This window comes from Mannheimia granulomatis, assembly GCF_013377255.1.
Lineage (GTDB): Bacteria > Pseudomonadota > Gammaproteobacteria > Enterobacterales > Pasteurellaceae > Mannheimia > Mannheimia granulomatis.
The window spans coordinates 101,944-120,892 of sequence record NZ_CP016614.1 but is presented as its reverse complement, the minus strand read 5'-3'; the positions used below and the strand labels follow the sequence as shown (position 1 = coordinate 120,892).

14 protein-coding genes and 1 tRNA gene are annotated in these 18,949 nt (G+C 40.8%); 8 read left to right on the top strand and 7 right to left on the bottom strand.

Going from position 1 to position 18,949, the window contains the following annotated elements:
- Window positions 1-38 precede the first annotated feature (38 nt).
- From A6B41_RS00575 to selA, 5 genes are all read right to left on the bottom strand, one after another.
- The gene (locus A6B41_RS00575; RefSeq protein ID WP_027073491.1) at window positions 39-464 is read right to left on the bottom strand and encodes a universal stress protein; all 426 of its coding nucleotides are present in this window, start codon (window positions 462-464) and stop codon (window positions 39-41) included.
- A 47-nt stretch (window positions 465-511) separates the two neighbouring features.
- Window positions 512-3,151: a TRAP transporter permease gene (locus A6B41_RS00570; RefSeq protein WP_027073492.1), complete on the bottom strand. Its 2,640-nt coding sequence runs from the start codon at window positions 3,149-3,151 to the stop codon at window positions 512-514.
- 206 nt (window positions 3,152-3,357) lie between these two features.
- Complete coding sequence (locus A6B41_RS00565) at window positions 3,358-4,320, bottom strand: TAXI family TRAP transporter solute-binding subunit (protein WP_027073493.1); 963 nt, start codon at window positions 4,318-4,320, stop codon at window positions 3,358-3,360.
- A gap of 170 nt (window positions 4,321-4,490) precedes the next feature.
- Window positions 4,491-6,338: a selenocysteine-specific translation elongation factor gene (gene selB / locus A6B41_RS00560; protein ID WP_027073494.1), complete on the bottom strand. Its 1,848-nt coding sequence runs from the start codon at window positions 6,336-6,338 to the stop codon at window positions 4,491-4,493.
- Entirely contained in the window at window positions 6,335-7,720 is a 1,386-nt protein-coding gene (gene selA, locus A6B41_RS00555) for an L-seryl-tRNA(Sec) selenium transferase (protein WP_027073495.1), read from the bottom strand. Before selA ends, selB begins: the two co-directional genes overlap by 4 nt.
- Before the next feature lie 67 nt (window positions 7,721-7,787).
- Here selA and A6B41_RS00550 point away from each other — a divergent pair.
- The 6 genes from A6B41_RS00550 to A6B41_RS00525 all read left to right on the top strand — a co-directional run bounded on the left by A6B41_RS00550 (window position 7,788) and on the right by A6B41_RS00525 (window position 12,053).
- Window positions 7,788-7,882 (top strand) — tRNA-Sec (locus A6B41_RS00550).
- A 206-nt stretch (window positions 7,883-8,088) separates the two neighbouring features.
- On the top strand, window positions 8,089-8,778 hold the full coding sequence (locus A6B41_RS00545) for an N-acetylmannosamine-6-phosphate 2-epimerase (RefSeq protein WP_027073496.1): 690 nt from the start codon (window positions 8,089-8,091) through the stop codon (window positions 8,776-8,778).
- A gap of 10 nt (window positions 8,779-8,788) precedes the next feature.
- A complete protein-coding gene (locus A6B41_RS00540) occupies window positions 8,789-9,691 on the top strand; it encodes an N-acetylmannosamine kinase (RefSeq protein WP_027073497.1) in 903 nt (300 codons plus the stop codon).
- Between the two features lie 25 nt (window positions 9,692-9,716).
- Entirely contained in the window at window positions 9,717-10,595 is an 879-nt protein-coding gene (gene nanA, locus A6B41_RS00535) for an N-acetylneuraminate lyase (RefSeq protein ID WP_027073498.1), read from the top strand.
- 840 nt (window positions 10,596-11,435) lie between these two features.
- Complete coding sequence (mioC, locus tag A6B41_RS00530; protein WP_027073499.1) at window positions 11,436-11,876, top strand: FMN-binding protein MioC; 441 nt, start codon at window positions 11,436-11,438, stop codon at window positions 11,874-11,876.
- 9 nt (window positions 11,877-11,885) lie between these two features.
- Complete coding sequence (locus tag A6B41_RS00525; RefSeq protein WP_080686571.1) at window positions 11,886-12,053, top strand: DUF1232 domain-containing protein; 168 nt, start codon at window positions 11,886-11,888, stop codon at window positions 12,051-12,053.
- A gap of 73 nt (window positions 12,054-12,126) precedes the next feature.
- On the opposite strand, the gene proS is transcribed toward A6B41_RS00525, so the two are convergent.
- Entirely contained in the window at window positions 12,127-13,842 is a 1,716-nt protein-coding gene (proS, locus tag A6B41_RS00520; protein ID WP_027073500.1) for a proline--tRNA ligase, read from the bottom strand.
- Window positions 13,843-14,147: 305 nt separating this feature from the next.
- Between proS and A6B41_RS00515 the strand changes: the two genes are divergently transcribed.
- Window positions 14,148-14,750, top strand: a complete 603-nt coding sequence (locus tag A6B41_RS00515) for a hypothetical protein (protein WP_027073501.1) — start codon at window positions 14,148-14,150, stop codon at window positions 14,748-14,750.
- A gap of 68 nt (window positions 14,751-14,818) precedes the next feature.
- Here the strand turns inward: A6B41_RS00515 and htpG are convergent, their stop codons facing one another.
- Entirely contained in the window at window positions 14,819-16,702 is a 1,884-nt protein-coding gene (gene htpG, locus A6B41_RS00510) for a molecular chaperone HtpG (protein WP_027073502.1), read from the bottom strand.
- A gap of 147 nt (window positions 16,703-16,849) precedes the next feature.
- Between htpG and recG the strand changes: the two genes are divergently transcribed.
- Window positions 16,850-18,943 carry an ATP-dependent DNA helicase RecG gene (gene recG / locus A6B41_RS00505; protein WP_027073503.1) on the top strand — a complete coding sequence of 698 codons (2,094 nt, stop codon included), beginning with the start codon at window positions 16,850-16,852 and terminating at the stop codon, window positions 18,941-18,943.
- Window positions 18,944-18,949: the final 6 nt, after the last annotated feature.

Sequence of the window (18,949 nt, the reverse complement as noted above, 5' to 3'; positions counted from 1 at the left end):
CAGAATGGCACTATTGTAACTGAATAACGCAAGATTTGTTATCTTAACACTAAAATTGGCTTGCTTGTGTTACGAGCCACTTTAACGGTATTGGAACTTAATCCTTTTGCTTTAGGCTTGCTGCTTGCCAGCATTAAGATTAAATCCACCGATTTTTCATCAGCAATACGGCAAATTTCTTCGTAAATAGTACCGTAAGCCACTATATGTTGCACTTTTGAACCTTCCGGAAAGTGCGTTTTTGTAAAATCATGCAATTTTTGATTAGCTTCTTGCACCACCTCTTTATCGAAGTTTTTAGGTAAGAAAGCCGAAATTAAGCTGTTATCCACAGGCTCAATGATTGAAACGACACGGTAAACCGCATTTGGATTTTTCGCCGTAATTTGTAATGCGGTATCCACCACATATTTTGCACTTTTTAGATCTGTTAAATCAATTGCAATAAGTAATTTATTATACATAGTTAATCCTTAGAGAACGTCCTAAAAGACGTTCTCTTATTAAGCTACTACTGCTGTTTTTTGACTCTGCGACGTTGATTTGCCACAACACCAAATACAGCTAACAATGCCGGGATAAAAATCCACTCTTTGCTTGGTGCAGGCTGAGGAATAGCTGCATAAAGTAAGGTTTGATCCCAGTTCAAGCCTGCTTTTGCCGCCGGTGAATCAATCTCTACCATATCAATCACCACTTTTGGCGTTTCCGCACCATCTACTTCAATTTTTTCTTCCGTTTGAAGTAAGGTTAAACCGAGATTTTTCAAACGTTCCTCACCCGTACTACCTTCCGGTACAGGCATTTGAGCGTAGAACTCAATCTCTTTACCGTAAGGGTTTAACCCTGCAACTTTTAAGGTGATATTTTGCCCTACTTTTGTTTCTTGTAACTCTTGTGCCAAATGAACAGGTTCAATATAACGCTCGGATGGATAAATACGCTCCATAAAGAAGCCCGGACGGAATAAAGCAAACGCAGCAATAACCAGTAATGCCGTTTCCCACCATTTATTTTTAGTTAGGATGTAATTCATTGTCGCTGAGGTAAAGGCCAATACACCAACCGTGGCGGTAATAAATACAATCCACCCCTGTCCTGGGTAACGAAGATCTAGTAATAGTAAATCCGTATTAAAAATAAATAGGAAAGGTAAAATTGCCGTTCTTAAGCTATATAAGAATGCCACCATACCGGTTTTAATCGGACTACCGCCGGAAATTGCCGCAGCTGCAAAAGAGGCTAAACCAACAGGTGGAGTTACATCAGCCATAATCCCAAAATAGAATACAAATAAATGCACTGCAATCAACGGTACAATTAAACCGTTTTGACGGCCAACTTCTACGATTACGGTTGCCATTAATGATGAAACCACAATGTAGTTTGCAGTAGTAGGTAACCCCATACCTAAAATCAAGCTGAATATTGCCACGAGAATTAACATTAATATAATATTTCCCATCGACAAGAATTCAATCACGCTTGAAAGCTGAACACCAAAGCCGGTTAAGGCAACAACCCCAACAATCACCCCTGCGGTTGCAGTTGCCAAAGCGATACCGGTCATATTGCGACCACCCGCTTCTAAACTATCCACCACATCTTTCACGCCTTGTTTAATAATTTCTTTTGTGATGCTCTCCTTACGGAAGAAATTTAACAATGGGCGTTGAGTTAATTGGATGAAAATCAACGTTACCGTTCCCCAGAAAGCAGATAGCCCCGGAGAAAGCATTTCAACCATTAAACACCAAAGTAACACAACCACCGGAATTAAATAATGTAAGCCTGCATTTACGGTTGGTTTTCTTGATGGCAGTTTAACAATATCTGAATTTGGATCATCAGCCTCTAAATCAGGGAAGCTCGCCACACGGCGAATCGCTAATACATACCAAGCCGCCAAAAACAGACAAACAATGATAAACGCATAGTCAGGTGTAACTACACGAATCCAACCTAATCCGTAATTGACCGCCAATACTAACCCCACTACAACTAAAATAGAGGTTACTGCTCTAAGTAAGAATACTAAAATAGGGTTTGGCGGATCAGTTCTTGGCAATCCTTGTAAGTTCATTTTACACGCTTCTAAATGCACGATATAAACTAGTGCAATATAAGAAATCAATGCCGGTAAGAAAGCGTGAGTAATCAACTGACTATACGGCATATTGACATATTCAATCATTAAAAATGCCGCAGCACCCATCACAGGTGGCATAATTTGACCGTTTACCGATGAAGCAACTTCTACCGCACCGGCTTTTTCTTTTGTAAAGCCCACACGCTTCATCATAGGAATGGTAAACGTCCCTGTAGTTACAACATTCGCAATAGATGAACCTGAAATCAAGCCTGTTAATGCGGAAGAAACCACAGCCGCTTTTGCCGGGCCACCACGTAAGTGACCTAAATAGGCAAAGGCTGTTTTAATAAAATAGTTACCTGCACCCGCTTTATCTAACAATGCCCCAAATAATACGAATAAGAACACGTATTTAGTCGATACCCCAAGGGCAACACCAAACACCCCTTCGGTAGTGATCCATTGTTGGTTAATGATTTGCGATAAGGAACCTGAACGGTGACTCACAATCCAATCCGCCGGTAAATATTGTCCAAAATAGTTATAAATGAGGAATACAATCGCAATCACCACCAAAGGCAAACCAAGGCTACGGCGGGTAGCTTCAAGCACCAACAAAACACCTACACAGCCGGCAATAATATCTTGTAGATTTGGGGCACCAAAGCGTTTAACCAATCCTTCATAGAAGAAAATATAGTACAAACCCAAAAACGCCCCCACAAATGCAAATACCCAGTCAATATAAGGAATTTTATGTTTCGGAGAGGTCGCAAAAGCCGGATAAGACAAAAATGCTAAGAACATAGCAAATGCCAGATGGATAGAACGAGCTTTAGTATCGTCCACCACCACATTTAAATTAATGCCCGCATAAGTTAGCCATTCCTGCAATATGAACGGAATTGGCGAGGCGTAGTAAATTTGAAATAAAGACCAAAGAATAGCAACATAAACAATAGCTTTCTTCGCAATGCCCGATGGTGTTCGCCCACCGGAATCGTTGGAAGCAACCATATCTTGTAGGTCATCATAATCAACTTTAGATTCAACTGACATAAAAGATCCCTCAAAAAATACAAGCGGTCATTATTTTATAAAATTTTGCAAATTTTTCTCAAAAAAGAACCGCTTGATGTCCAAGACACTGTTGATAAGTTATCAATCAGAGGTGAAAAATCGATAAATTATCAACAGTTCCAAAAAAGCAAAAAACCAGCACGCTGAAAAACGTGCTGATTAAATAAAATCAAGAGAACAAAAGATTATTTAATCCAACCTTTCTCTTTGTAGTAACGCACTGCACCATCGTGTAGCGGAGCAGAAAGTGCGCTTTTAATCATATCTTCTTGTTTTAGATGTTCAAATGCAGGATGTAAACGTTTAAAACGGTCGAAGTTATCAAATACTGCTTTAGTTACAGTATAAACTTTATCCGCATCCACATCCGCAGAAGTGACTAATGTGGCATATACACCAAAGGTTTCTGTTGGTTCATCAGAACCTTTATATAAACCGCCAGGAATCGTTGCTTTCGCATAATATGTGTGATCTGCCACTAATTTATCAATTTCAGGACCGGTTACAGGCACCAATTTAGCATCACAAGATGCCGCAGCTTCTTTTAATGCGCCATTCGGGTGACCAACGTTATAAGTAATTGCATCTAAGTTGTTATCACACATTACAGAAGCCATTTCTGCCGGTTTTAATTCAGAAGCTACTTTAAAATCTTTATCCGTCCAGCCTTTTGCCGCTAAAATTACGTTCATTGTTGCACGCGTACCAGAACCCGGATCACCCACGTTCACACGTTTTGCTTTTAAATCATCAAATGACTTGATATTAGCATCGGTACGAGCCATTACTGTAAACGGTTCTGCATGAAGTGAGAAAATCGCACGAAGTTTATCGTTTTTCTTACCTTCAAATGAGCTTGAGCCATTGTATGCGTGATATTGCCAGTCTGATTGTGCGATCCCCATATCCATCTCTTTTGCAGCAATCGCATTTAAGTTCGCCACAGAAGCACCGGTTGAAGGTGCATTACATTTCACACCTGTTTTTGCGGTATCACGGTTTACTAATTGGCAAATTGATTGACCCACCACATAATAAACCCCCGTTTGACCACCGGTACCGATAGTCACAAATGTTTCCGTTGCCTGAACTGAAGCACTTCCCATTACAAGGCCGGCAAGGAAAGAAAGTTTGACTAATTTTTTCATTTTTAGCTCCTAAAAATTAAGGATAAGAAAGAATTTATTATTTTGAGCCATCGCCCAAACATCACAAGAGATACGAAACTTCTTTGAGTTGCATTTGCCTCTTAGCTCCAAGTTTTTAGCATAGATTTTCTAATTAGTAAAATTATTTTTTATAATCAAAATAAGTATGGCTAAAAAGTTTCACTATCACGCAACAAATGCACATCACCTTTCCGTCTTAAAAAACCGGAACGGTCGAAATACTCAATCAACTGAACCGTAAGCTTTCGTCCATAATTTAATTGATCTCGCAACTGATTAACCGAAATAGCGCCATTCTCTTGAATAAACGATTTTATTAATTGAGCAAAAGCTTCTATCTGCTCAATTAATAAAAATCTATCTTTTACGATAGGAATCAAATAACCCAGCTTCCCGGCTTTATAGAGTAAATTTCGCATTTTTGTCTCATCAACAGATAATGAACTTGCAATATCTCGCACCCAAAGAGCTTGGTTTGTCGCTTCAAAAAGCGGCCGAATTCTCTGCCAAAGTTGCAATTCTTCCTCATCAAATTCAATGCGATGAGCCGGCAAATGCAACCAGCCACGGCTGTTGGTAAGTTGTTTTTGCTCGACTAAATCATCAATAAATTGATTTGCCAGATTTTCGGGTAAATCCAGTAACGCAATACGATATAAACGGGCTTTGGTTACCCCTATTTGATCTTGGTGGTGCCCGTGATATTCCGCCATTTTTTCTAACACTTTTTGCTGAGCTTGCATTTTAAATTCAGAATTAAACACCCATTTTGAGGAAGTATTAAAACCCAGTACCGCAATATCCTCAGCAAAGCATTGTTCAAACCATTGAAGTGCCGACAATTCTTTCGCACGGTTTTGTAAGCACAAGTTCACTCGTGCTGTAAAATCATGGCAAGCGGTTGTTTTTGCTAAATTTTTTACAAATGCCAAACGCTCATCACTACGTTTATGCCGTTTCGGGGAATCGATTTCCAGCACTTCAGCCCCAGCAAAAGTTTGGCTGTCATCACCACTGCGTAAAATAAGTTTATCACCCACAGCAATATGCAAAGCTTCATCCAAAATCACTTCTGCAAAATATTGCCGATTTTTGACCGCTTGTTTTACCTCAAGCAAATTCAATTTGCCGGTAATATGAGATGCAAAGTGGTAAATATGCACAATACTGTTTTCTTTTAACGTCTGATTTGCGGTAAGCAAAACGGTAATGCGGTCGGTGGCAAATTTCGGCTCAAGCTCGGTAATCCAATCGCCTCGCTGAATATCCTCTTTTTCCACATTAGCAATATTTAACGCCAAACGCTGCCCGGCATAGCCTGTGTTTGAAGGGCTGTTTTGTGCATGAATGGCTTTTACTCTCAGTTTTTTACCACTCGATAAAAACAGTTCATCCCCCTCACTGACTTGCCCCGAAACTGTTGTGCCGGTTACCACCAAACCTGCACCTTTAACATTAAATACACGGTCAATTGCATAGCGGAACGGTTTTTGAATGGCATGACTTTGTTGATTTAGCTCGATTAAATAAGCCTTTAATTCCTCAATACCTTGAGCTGTTTTCGCTGAAGTAATAAAAGTTTTCGAGTCTGCCAGAAATGGATATTGGCTTTTGATGCTTTCAATTAATTGTGAAATTTGAGCTTCTTCCACCCGATCGGCTTTAGTAATCACCACCATAATATGTTGGAAATTCAGCAAGCGTAAAATATCCAAATGCTCCTCAGTTTGAGGTTTAATGCCTTCCTCAGCAGAAATCACCAACAAAGCGTGATTAATCCCACCAAGCCCCGCAAGCATATTCGATAAAAAAAGCTGATGCCCCGGCACATCAATAAATCCTAAAATATCATTTTCAACAGGCAAATAAGCATACCCCAAATCAATAGTTAACCCACGTTTTTGTTCTTCGGGTAAGTGAGTAGTATCTTTGCCTGTTAAGGCTTTTAAAAGAGAGGTTTTGCCGTGATCGACATGGCCTGCGGTTACAAAAATCATTTTATCTCCAACATTTCTATTAACTTTTCAAACTCCGCCACCGATCTTAAATCCAGCCAGAATTTTTGAGCGGAGAATCGTCCGATAATCGGGCTTGGGAAGGTTTTAAATTGCTTCTCTAAAGCAATCAAATCACTCTGTTTTTCCGCGGAAATAATGACAGCTACCGAAGGCAGAGTTTCTTTCGGTAAGGCTCCACTGCCGATTTGGGCGAGGCTGGATTCAATTTGCAAAATATAGTGGGAATTTAACCGCTTGCTTAACACATCTTTTAACCGTTCAGCTTTAGTTTGTAGCACTTCCACCGATTGGGTGAGTAAATTGAAAGTTGGCAGCTCAGTTGCAATTTTTTCAGGGAATAAATAGTGGCGAAGCGTGGCTTCAAGGGCAGATAAAATCACTTTATCGCAACGTAGCACTCGTTTTAATGGGTGTTGTTGCAATTGTTGGATCATCTCTCGACTACCAACAATAATCCCTGCCTGTGGGCCACCAAGAAGTTTATCACCCGAAAATGAAACCAAGCTCACGCCGGCAGAAATTTTTTGTTGCACCATCGGTTCTGTCGGTAAATTTAAGGCCTGCATATCGGTAAGTGAGCCGCTGCCTAAATCGCTCACCACAGGCAAATTGAACTCTTTACCTAATGCCACCAATTCTTCTTCAGATACGGAACTGGTAAAGCCCTCAATATGGTAATTACTGGTATGAACTTTCATTAAAAAGGCGGTATTTTCGGTGATCGCGTTACGATAATCTTTTAAATGCGTGCGATTGGTGGTACCAACTTCTACTAACTTACAGCCTGCTTGAGCCATAATATCAGGAATACGGAAAGCACCTCCAATTTCCACCAATTCACCACGGGAAACAATTACTTCTTTGCCTTGAGCAAAAGTTGCCAACATTAACAACACCGCTGCTGCATTATTATTCACCACACAAGCTGCTTCTGCTCCCGTGAGTTGTTGCATTAGCTCAGAGATATAATTATCTCGATGCGAGCGTTTGCCCTCAGCAATATCAAATTCCAATGCCACATTATTTCTCATTGCATTAGTGGCAGCCTCAACCGCTTTTTCCGACCATAAACCTCGCCCTAAATTAGTATGCAGCACCGTGCCGGTTAAGTTAAATACCGTTTTAATATCAACCGAACTTAAAGATTTAAGCTTCTGCTCCAATTTGCGGAAAAATTCATTTTCATCGCGAATAAAAGAGGGGACAACCTGCTGTTCAGCAATAAGTTGACGAGCTTGGTTAATCAATAATCGAGCTTGATCTACTACCGTAGAATATGCAAAATTTTGGCATAATTCGACCGCTTGCGGCTTTTTCAATAGTAAGTCGAGAGAAGGAATTTGTCGGAATAATGGCTGCATAAAATTTATTATTAAGAGAATATTTTGGACAATTCTAATAAATAAAGTACAATATTGCCAGACATTCGGAAGTGCGTCATCTCCGGTGAGGTGGCAGGATTTCAAATCCTGTTGAGGACGCCAGCGTTCTCGGGTGGGTTCGACTCCCATGCACTTCCGCCAAATACTAAAAGCAGTTGGAAACAACTGCTTTTTTCATTTTCACTCGCACAAACATCTCATTTTTTATAAAAAATGAGACCTATCTCACATTTTTCCATTTTTCTGTTTGTAGTAAATATTTATTAAAGTATAATTATTTGGAGTATTTCTTCACACCAAAATCTAGTCCATTGACTACCTTTTGAAATCTAAAAAAAGGAACTGTTATGTCAAAACTATCTCGTGATACTATTTTAAACAAAATTCAAAACGGACTTATTGCCTCTTGTCAACCTGTAGATGATGGTCCGATGGATAAACCTGAAATTGTTGCCGCAATGGCCAAAGCTTCAGTGATTGGTGGAGCTAAAGGTATTCGCATTGAGGGAATAGATAATTTAAAAGCTACCCGTGCGGCGGTTGAAGTGCCGATTATCGGTATTGTAAAGCGTGATTTACCTGACTCTCCTGTCCGTATTACCCCTTTCTTAGAAGATATTGATGCCTTAGCCGAAGCCGGTGCGGATATTATTGCCGTAGATGGCACATTCCGCGCTCGTCCTGTTAGCATTGAAGATGCGGTAAAACGTATTCATGAAAAAGGTTGCTTAGCGATGGCTGATTGCTCAAATCTGGAAGAAGGCTTGCATTGCCAACAGTTAGGATTTGATATTGTCGGCAGTACAATGTCTGGCTATACAGGCGGCCCAGTTCCCGATGAGCCGGATTATCAATTAGTAAAAGATTTAAAAGCGGCAGGCTGTAATGTAATGGCAGAAGGTCGTTATAACACTCCTGAATTAGCCAAAGTGGCAATCGAAATCGGCGCGGATTACGTAACGGTTGGTTCAGCTTTAACGCGCTTAGAGCATATCGTGAGCTGGTTTGCCGATTCGGTAAAATCAGTACAAAAATAGAGGTAAGCGTATGCGTTGTTTAGCCATAGATATTGGTGGCACCAAAATTGCGACCGCTATTGTTTACAACAACCAAGTGGAGCAACGTAAGCAAATTCAAACACCAACCGACAGACCGCAAGAAGATCAGGTAGAAAGTTTACACCAAGCCATAAAAGAGATTATACAAGGTTACCAAGGGCAGTTTGATTTTATTGCTGTTGCCTCAACAGGCATTATTAATCAAGGTGTGCTCACCGCATTGAATCCTAAAAACTTGGGCGGATTAGCGGAGTTCCCACTTAAAGAGAGCATTGCACGCCATACCGATAAACCGATTGGTTTATTAAATGATGTACAAGCTGCTGTCTGTGCAGAATATTTATTTGAACCTCCGCAAGCGGTTAAAAATTTTGTTTTTATTACCGTTTCTACCGGTGTCGGTGGTGGCATTATTTTAAACGGTGAATTACAAACCGGCCCAAATGGTATTGCCGGACATATAGGTCATACGTTGTCTGATCCCAACGGCCCTGTTTGTGGTTGTGGCCGTATCGGTTGTGTAGAAGCCGTTGCTGCCGGCCGTGCGATTGAAGCAGTTTCAAGCAAATGGGAAAACCCTTGTTCACCAAAAGAAGTGTTTGAACGCTTTAGACAAGGTAACCCACAAGCGGTCGAATTAGTCGAAAAATCTGCAAAAGCAATTGCAAACTTAATTGCTGATTTAAAAATCAGTTTAGATATACAAAAAGTGGTTTTAGGCGGTAGCGTAGGTTTAGCGGAAGGGTATTTACCACTTGTTCAACGTTACTTATCAGAAATGCCTACTGTTTATCAGTGTGCATTAGAAAAGGCAAAATCCGGACAAGATGCCGGCTTAATCGGTGCAGCATATTGGGCGGAAAATCGCATTAAACAAGGATTAACTCTTTAACCAAACTCTTATTTTGGAGATTCAAATGAAAAATTTAAAAGGTATTTTTAGTGCGTTACTCGTTTCTTTCAACGAAGACGGCACCATCAATGAAAAAGGTTTACGCCAAATTATCCGCCACAACATCGATAAGATGAAAGTGGATGGTTTATACGTAGGTGGTTCAACCGGCGAAAACTTTATGCTTTCAACCGAAGAGAAAAAAGAAATTTTCCGCATTGCAAAAGATGAAGCGAAAGATGAAATCGCGTTAATCGCACAAGTAGGAAGTGTAAACCTAAAAGAAGCGGTGGAGTTAGGTAAATATGCAACTTCATTAGGTTATGACGCATTATCAGCGGTCACGCCGTTCTACTACAAATTCAGCTTCCCGGAAATCAAAAATTTCTACGAAACCATCATTCGTGAAACCGGAAGCCCGATGATCGTTTACTCTATCCCGTTCTTAACCGGCGTAAACATCGGTGTGGCTCAATTTGCTGAATTATTCCAAAACGAAAAAATCATCGGTGTGAAATTCACCGCGGGCGATTTCTACCTATTAGAGCGTTTACGTAAAGCATTCCCGAACCACTTAATCTATGCAGGTTTCGATGAAATGATGTTACCGGCAGCAGTATTGGGCATTGATGGTGCAATCGGTTCAACCTTCAACGTAAACGGCGTTCGTGCACGTCAAATCTTTGAATTGGCGCAACAAGGTAAAATCAAAGAAGCGTTTGAAATTCAAAATGTGACTAATGATTTAATCGAAGGTATTTTAGGCAACGGTTTATATCAAACCATCAAAGGATTATTGGAAGAAGAAGGCGTACAAGCAGGCTACTGCCGTGAGCCAATGACCAAAGAACTCAACGCACAACAAAAAGCGGTTGTGAAAGAGTTAAAAGCGAAATTTCTTTAATTTCCTGAACAATAAATAAAACCTTTGCACCTTGATGTGATTTCTCACTCAAGGTGCTTTTTTGTAAAAAATTTCAATCCAAATTTGTGAATTATATTACCAGTATAAAACTAATTTTTCTGAAAGATTTGAAAAAATATTAAATGCTCTTTATCTATTTAATCATTTCTCCTTACTTTTTAAAGTAGGTTGTGATTTTCTCTAACAGCCATACTACAAGCCATATTATTGGAATAGCTATGATAAATCTATATACGGTATCAATGCCAAGAGATGTTAAATAACCATTCATGACAATTGCTGTGATGGTCATAAGAACAATTTTTAAATATTGCGGCAATTATTCCTCCTTTTTTATGTTGTTAAACTGATACTTATAATACTCTTGTTTTTAAGTAAAAAATGTGTTCTAGTTCACAGATTTACATTTCTATCTATACTTTCTACTGTGGATTTTCGATGAGCCACTAACCCCCTTGTAATCGCTAATTTTGATATCGCCTCATTAATTTTTCTCTTATTTTTCTCATCTAAAAGCTTGTAGCCTCGTCCATAAATAATATTTTTGGCTTTTTGTACAGGGAGTAATAAAGAACCGTTGGAGTTGTCCACCAGATAAATTATTCCCCAATTTTCCTAGTAGTGTTTCATCGTGAAATTGTGCCAGATTTACACTTTTATTCGCAAATTCCCGATCATTTTTTCTCAAATAATTTTACAGGTATACTATATTGAAAAACTATATTTCCTATATCTATATAAGTAAGGGGAAAAGAATAATTTGCAAACCGCCCCATCTTCGCTAGAATATTCTCAACTATTTCTAACAAGAGATTTTCTATGACATCTATTTGCATTATTACCGGCAGTACCTTAGGCGGGGCAGAATATGTTGCCGATCATATTAATGAGGTATTAAGCAGCCAAGGTTTTAAAGTGGAATTATTTAACCAAGCAACCCTCTCAGATATTGAAGGGAAAGCTCATTTAATTGTGGTAACCTCTACCCACGGTGCGGGAGAGTTGCCGGATAATATCCAACCACTTTTTAATGATTTAGCCATCAGTTCAGCAGATTTCAGCTCAATGAAATTTGGCGTAATCGGCTTAGGTAGTTCGGATTATGATACGTTCTGCAATGCAGTAAATATTGTGGAAGAGTCTCTTAAGGCAAAAAGCGCAAACCAAGTGTGTGAATCGTTACGCATTGATGTAACAAATAATTTCGATCATGATGCAACTGCAGAGGAATGGTTACCCTCTTTTATCGAAAAGTTATAGGTTGGCAAAATGAATAAAGCTAAAACGGATAAAATAAAGTGGATTAAAATTGCTATTATCTTAGTTTATATGTTTAGTCCGGTTGATATTTTACCTGAAGCCATATTAGGTCCACTAGGGCTTGTTGATGACGCGGCTGCATTGGCGTTATTAATAAAAACTATTTTGCAAAAATAAGTTTTAGCCTATTTTTAGTAAAAAACCGCTTGTAGCGAATACAAGCGGTCATTTTTGTGTACAAATTTTCAAATTACGCTTTTACGTTCTCTTTTAAGAAATCTAACAAGCGGTCTTTAGCGATCATTTGTTTTTCACCATTACGGCGGTTTTTGTATTCAATTTCACCGTTTTCAAGGTTTTTCTCACCGATTACCACCATATGTGGCACACCGATTAATTCCATATCCGCAAACATCACGCCCGGGCGTTCTTTACGATCATCAAAAATAACATCCACGCCTTGAGCTTTTAATGTTGAATAAAGCTCTTCTGCAAACGCCTGAACGCTTTCAGATTTGTGCATATTCATCGGCACAATCGCCACCGTAAATGGCGCAATTTCATCACTTGGCCAGATAATGCCACGCTCATCGTGATGCTGTTCAATTGCAGCCGCCACCACACGAGTTACACCAATACCATAACAACCCATTGTCATCACAAGCGGTTTACCGTCTTCGCCTTGCACGGTCGCTTTCATTGCTTCAGAATATTTTTTACCTAATTGGAAAATATGCCCCACTTCGATACCGCGTTTGATTTGAAGTGTACCTTTACCGTCCGGGCTCGGGTCACCTTCTACCACATTACGCAAGTCAAATACTTCCGGCATTGCCACATCACGTTCCCAGTTCACATTAAAATAGTGTTTGCCGTCAATGTTCGCCCCACAACCAAAATCAGACATTAACGCCACTGAGCGGTCAATAACAACAGGAATTGGCATATTGATAACACCAAGTGAACCCACGCTTGCCCCAATTTTGGCTTTAATATCCGCTTCATCAGCAAATTCAAGCGGGTCTGCCACTAACGGATGTTTTTGGGCTTTGATTTCGTTTAAATCGTGATCACCACGAATCACTAAAGCGATAAGCGGTTGTTCTTCAGTTGAGCCTTTTACAATCAAGGTTTTCACCGTTTTTTCAATCGCTAAACCGTGATTTTCCACTAATTCAGCAATGGTTTTAGCATTTGGCGTATCTACTAATTGCATTTCAGCGGTTGGAGCTTGACGTTCACCGACTGCAATCGCTTCAGCTAATTCGATATTTGCAGCGAAATCTGATTCGGTTGAGAAAACCACATCATCTTCACCACTTGAGGCTAGCACTTGGAACTCGTGCGAAGCCGAACCACCAATTGAACCGGTATCCGCCTGTACAGCACGGAAATCTAAGCCAAGACGAGTAAAGATGTTGCTGTAAACTTGATACATCACATCATAAGTTTCTTGTAGGCTCTCTTTATCAGTGTGGAAAGAGTACGCATCTTTCATCACAAATTCACGCGAACGCATTACGCCGAAACGTGGACGAACTTCATCACGGAATTTAGTTTGGATTTGGTAAAGATTCAACGGAAGTTGTTTGTATGAAGAGACTTCACGGCGAACCAAATCAGTAATCACTTCTTCGTGTGTTGGGCCAAGCACGAAATCACGCTCACCACGATCTTTAAAACGTAGCAATTCTGGACCATAATCGTTCCAACGACCGGATTCCACCCATAATTCCGCAGGTTGAACCACCGGCATTAATACCTCAATCGCCCCGCCTTTGTTCATCTCTTCACGAATGATATTTTCCACTTTTTTCAACACACGAATCCCGGTTGGCAACCAGTTGTATAAACCTGATGCCATCGGGCGAATCATCCCAGCACGCAACATTAATTGATGGCTTACCACCTGAGCATCGTTCGGAGTTTCTTTCAGGGTCGAAAATAAATACTGACTTGTACGCATTGCTATTCCTATCTCTTGTAATTTTAAAAGCTTGAAAAATTTGTCTATTTTAAAACAAAGCGGTTAGATTTTCAGAAAATTTTGCAAAATCCTATAAAAAAATAACCGCTTGTAAGCCGTTATTTGTATTTTAACAAGGAGAATCTGTTTGATTTTACGCCACACGCTGGATAACACTCAAACACCCATTGCTTCATAAATAGTCAATTTTATTTTTTGCAAATTTTTACTTAAAACAGATCGCTTGTTGTATAGTGAGTTCAAAAAATGTTAGGATAAGAAAAATTCAATTGAGGAGAGAGACAATGGCTAGAGTATTTTTATTAATTGCACTGGTTCTGGTAGCATTGATTGGTGGCACTTATCTTGTCGGCAATAATGAGAAAAAAGAAGAAAAAGCAGGGTCTGTTGAACCGGTAAAAACAGAGTCTCAGCAATCTCAACAAATAGCAGAACAACATAAAGAACTGCAACTGAAACAAGCAGAACCCCTACCACCTGTAACTAAAGAGGAATCTGTTCAGCAAGCAAAAGAAACACAACAAACTCCGCAACCAAGCGAGCAGCAAGCCTTGCCTGAAGAACAATCACTAGAAGGCCAGCAACAGCAGCAACCATCCGATCTTCCTCAAACAAATCAAGTACCATCTACCGAAAAACAGGAAGGTTCAAAAACACTAGCGAATGAACAAAAACCGGAGACTCAAGCGATTCCAAAAAGTACTACAGAATCAACAAAACCTGAACCAAAACCATTGGTTCAACAAACAACACCTGAAGAATTATCGAAAGCTGTAGGTCAAAAAGAACCAAAACCACATAAAGAACAAGCAACTCCGGAGGAGCAATCTTTAGAAGGTCAAAGAGAGCAAAAAGCGGAAAAAAATCCGGAAACAAATAAGAAATAATAAAAAATTTTATTTATTAACGAAAAAATCCACCTTTATTGAAGGTGGATTTTTTTAATTGCACTTTTTTAATTTAAAAGTTTGTTAATTCGCTTAATAAACGCCGTTGGGTTTTCCAGCGTGCCACGTTCGGCAAGTAAGGCTTGTTCAAACAGCAGTTCGATCCAGTCGTTGAACTCAGCTTCATCGGCAATATCCGCGACTTTTTTCACCATAGTGTGATCCGGGTTTAGCTCGAAAGTATATTTCACTTCCGGTGCTTGTTGCCCCATTGCGGCAAAGAGTTTTGCCATTTGGGTAGTCATTTCATCGCTATCGGTTGAAACTACTGCCGGTGTATCGGTTAAGCGATGAGTCAGCACCACGTTTTTGACACGCTCGCCAAAGTAGCCTTTCGCTCGCTCTAAGAATGAGCCAAATTCTGCCTCTTGGGCTTTTTGGGTTTCTTCTTCCGCTTTGTCGGCAAGGTCGCCTAAGTCTAAATCCGACTTGGTAATGCTTTGCAACGGTTTACCGTCAAATTCGGTAAGATGACTGATTAACCACTCATCAATGCGGTCGGAAAGCAGTAATACTTCAATGCCTTTTTTGTTAAATAGCTCTAAATGTGGACTGTTTTTGGCAGCACTATAGCTGTCGGCAGTTAAGAAGTAGATCGCTTTCTGCCCCTCTTTCATTCTTGCAATATAATCGGCAAAACTGACCGCTTGTTCGCTACTGTCTGAGTGCGTTGAAGCAAAACGGAGCAAGCCTGCCACCTGTTGCTTGTTCGCAAAATCTTCACCCACGCCCTCTTTCAGCACCAAGCCGAACGCTTGCCAGAATTGGGCGTATTTTTCCGCATCGTCTTTTGCCAGTTTTTCCAAAAGCTGTAAAGCACGTTTGGTGAGTGCAGAACGCAGCGATTGGGTCACTTTATTCTCTTGCAGAATTTCACGGCTGACGTTAAGCGGCAGGTCGTTGGTGTCGAGCAAGCCTCGCATAAAACGCAGGTAGTTCGGCATAAAGACTTCGGCGTCGTCCATAATAAACACACGCTGAACGTAGAGTTTCAAACCGTGTTTTTGCTCACGTTGGAACAGATCCCATGGGGCTTTGCTCGGCACATACAGCAGGCTGGTGTACTCCTGTTTGCCTTCCACTTTGTTATGCGACCAAAGCAACGGGTCGGCAAAATCGTGGCTGATGTGCTTGTAGAACTCTTTATATTCCTCGTCTGAAATCTCATTTTTCGATCTCGTCCAAAGGGCTTGAGCTTTGTTAATTTTTTCCCATTTTTGACCGCTTGTTTTACCTTCGTCATCGTATTCGTTGGTTTGAATTTCCACCGCCAGCCCGATATGGTCGGAGTATTTGCCGATGATTTCACGCAAACGCCACTCGCTCAGGAATTCTTTTTCGTCCTCACGCAGGTGTAAAATCACTTCGGTTCCTCGATCAGCTTTTTCAATATCGGCAACGGAATACTCTCCCTCGCCTGCTGATTCCCAAATCACGCCTTGATTGGCTGGTAGACCAGCAGCACGGGTTTTGACTGTGACTTTGTCCGCCACGATAAATGAAGAGTAGAAGCCTACGCCGAACTGCCCGATAAGCTGGCTGTCTTTGGCTTGATCGGAGCCGAGTTCATTTAAAAATTCTTTGGTGCCGGATTTAGCAATCGTCCCTAAGTGGTCGATCACCTGCTCACGAGTCATACCGATACCGTTATCGGCAATAGTAATAGTGCCAAGCGTTTCATCAATCGACACACGTACACGCAACTCACCATCGCCTTCATATAAAGACGGTTCAGACAGAGCTTTAAAACGCAGTTTGTCCGCTGCATCGGAGGCGTTAGAAATCAGCTCGCGTAGGAAAATTTCCTTGTTGGAGTAGAGCGAGTGGATCATCAGTTGTAAAAGCTGTTTGACTTCGGATTGGAAGCCATGGGTTTCTTGATTTTGGCTCATTTTATCATCTATTCCTTTTGAATTAAAAACGTAAAATAGATGGGGCAAGCGGTCAAATTTTCAAGTTTTTTTGCAAAATTCTTCATTCATAATTTCCCGATTGGTGGTAAATTATCATTAAATTGATGAAGCTAACCCTATAAAATAATGAGTGAACAATTATTAGATGGCATACCTTTAACCGCCCTTTCGGGTGTTGGTGCGGCAATCGCCGAAAAATTAAGCCGTATAGGTATTAATAACGTGCAAGATTTGTTATTTCATCTGCCGATGAGATATGAAGATCGTACTCGCATTACACCGATTGCCGATGTTCGCCCTGAAAGTTACTGCACCATTGAAGGTTATGTGCAATTAACAGAAGTGCAGTTTGGTAAACGCCCTATTTTGTCTGTAACGTTATCGGACGGTACAAGCAAAATTATGCTCAAATTCTTTAACTTCAATGCAGGAATGAAAAACAGCCTTGCTACAGGCGTTCGGGTAAAAGCCTTTGGCGAGGTAAAACGTGGGCGTTTTATGGCGGAAATTCATCACCCTGAATATCAAATTATCCGCAATAATCAACCGCTTGAATTGGCGGAAACACTCACGCCGATTTATTCTACTACCGAAGGCTTGAAACAGGCATCATTACGCAAAATGACTGAGCAGGCCTTGGCGGTATTAAATAATGTTAAAGTGGCAGAACTGTTGCCAGATGAATACAATCCACATAAATATAGTCTTAAAGAAGCCTTGCAATTATTGCACCGCCCACCACCAACTATTTCAGCAGAGATCTTAGAAAAAGGTGGCCATCCCGCTCAAAAACGGCTGATTTTTGAAGAACTGCTTGCTCATAATTTAGCGATGCAACAGCTTCGTTTAGGCGTGAAACAACAATTTGCCGAGCCACTGACCTACAAAACAGATTTGAAAGATCGCTTTTTAACAAGCCTACCATTCAAGCCAACCAATGCCCAAAGCCGAGTAACAGCGGATATTGAGCGTGATTTAGCTCGGCCTTCACCAATGATGCGATTAGTGCAAGGCGATGTGGGTTCAGGAAAAACGCTGGTTGCGGCTTTGGCTGCTCTGTTAGCGATTGATAACGGCAAACAGGTTGCCCTGATGGCTCCAACTGAAATTCTTGCTGAACAGCACGCTAATAACTTTGCCAACTGGCTTAAACCATTTGGGATAGAAGTCGGCTGGCTTGCCGGTAAAGTGAAAGGCAAAGCAAGAACCGTTCAACTTGAAGCCATTAAAAACGGCGAGGTGCAGATGATCATCGGCACACACGCACTGTTCCAAGAGGCAGTGGAATTTCACCATTTAGCCTTAGTGATTATTGATGAGCAACACCGTTTCGGCGTGCATCAACGTTTAACACTGCGTGAAAAAGGGGCGAAAAATGCTAACGGGCAGGACATTTATCCACACCAGCTTATTATGACAGCAACCCCGATTCCAAGAACATTAGCAATGACGGTTTATGCCGATTTGGATACTTCGATTATTGATGAACTCCCCCCGGGGCGAACACCTATTACCACCGTGGTGATTTCTGAAGATAGACGAGCAGAAATTGTGCAACGGGTTTATCAAGCCTGTAAAAAAGAAAATCGCCAAGCCTATTGGGTGTGTACTTTAATTGATGAATCGGAAGTATTAGAGGCTCAAGCCGCAGCAGCGATTGCTGAAGATTTGCAACGAGCCTTGCCGGATTTACGCATTGGATTAGTACACGGGCGAATGAAGCCACAGGAAAAACAAGAAATTATGGCTTCGTTTAAAGCAGCAGAATTAGATTTGTTAGTTGCTACCACGGTTATTGAAGTGGGAGTTGATGTGCCGAATGCCAGCCTGATGATTATTGAAAATTCCGAGCGTTTAGGGCTTGCTCAACTTCATCAGTTGCGCGGGCGGGTTGGACGGGGGGCTACCGCTTCCCATTGTGTGCTAATGTATAAACCGCCACTGGGTAAAATTTCAGGCAAGCGTTTACAAGTAATGCGAGATAGCCAAGATGGTTTTTATATAGCAGAAAAAGATTTAGAAATTCGTGGCACAGGGGAAATTTTAGGTACAAAACAGACCGGGATGGCAGAATTTAAGGTGGCTGATTTAATGCGAGATCGCAAAATGATTCCGCTTGTTCAGCACTACGCTAAGCAAATTCTTGTCGAAAATCCACCGCTTGCACAGGCATTAGTTAAGCGTTGGTTAGATGATAAAGCGGAATATACCAACGCTTAACTGTTT

Coding starts and splice junctions, on each gene's coding strand:
- selB (WP_027073494.1), bottom strand. CDS start 6,338: ATGATTTTTGTAACCGCAGGCCATGTCGATCACGGCAAAACCTCTCTT.
- A6B41_RS00565 (WP_027073493.1), bottom strand. CDS start 4,320: ATGAAAAAATTAGTCAAACTTTCTTTCCTTGCCGGCCTTGTAATGGGA.
- A6B41_RS00525 (WP_080686571.1), top strand. CDS start 11,886: ATGAATAAAGCTAAAACGGATAAAATAAAGTGGATTAAAATTGCTATT.
- nanA (WP_027073498.1), top strand. CDS start 9,717: ATGAAAAATTTAAAAGGTATTTTTAGTGCGTTACTCGTTTCTTTCAAC.
- recG (WP_027073503.1), top strand. CDS start 16,850: ATGAGTGAACAATTATTAGATGGCATACCTTTAACCGCCCTTTCGGGT.
- htpG (WP_027073502.1), bottom strand. CDS start 16,702: ATGAGCCAAAATCAAGAAACCCATGGCTTCCAATCCGAAGTCAAACAG.
- A6B41_RS00575 (WP_027073491.1), bottom strand. CDS start 464: ATGTATAATAAATTACTTATTGCAATTGATTTAACAGATCTAAAAAGT.
- selA (WP_027073495.1), bottom strand. CDS start 7,720: ATGCAGCCATTATTCCGACAAATTCCTTCTCTCGACTTACTATTGAAA.
- proS (WP_027073500.1), bottom strand. CDS start 13,842: ATGCGTACAAGTCAGTATTTATTTTCGACCCTGAAAGAAACTCCGAAC.
- mioC (WP_027073499.1), top strand. CDS start 11,436: ATGACATCTATTTGCATTATTACCGGCAGTACCTTAGGCGGGGCAGAA.
- A6B41_RS00515 (WP_027073501.1), top strand. CDS start 14,148: ATGGCTAGAGTATTTTTATTAATTGCACTGGTTCTGGTAGCATTGATT.
- A6B41_RS00570 (WP_027073492.1), bottom strand. CDS start 3,151: ATGTCAGTTGAATCTAAAGTTGATTATGATGACCTACAAGATATGGTT.
- A6B41_RS00545 (WP_027073496.1), top strand. CDS start 8,089: ATGTCAAAACTATCTCGTGATACTATTTTAAACAAAATTCAAAACGGA.
- A6B41_RS00540 (WP_027073497.1), top strand. CDS start 8,789: ATGCGTTGTTTAGCCATAGATATTGGTGGCACCAAAATTGCGACCGCT.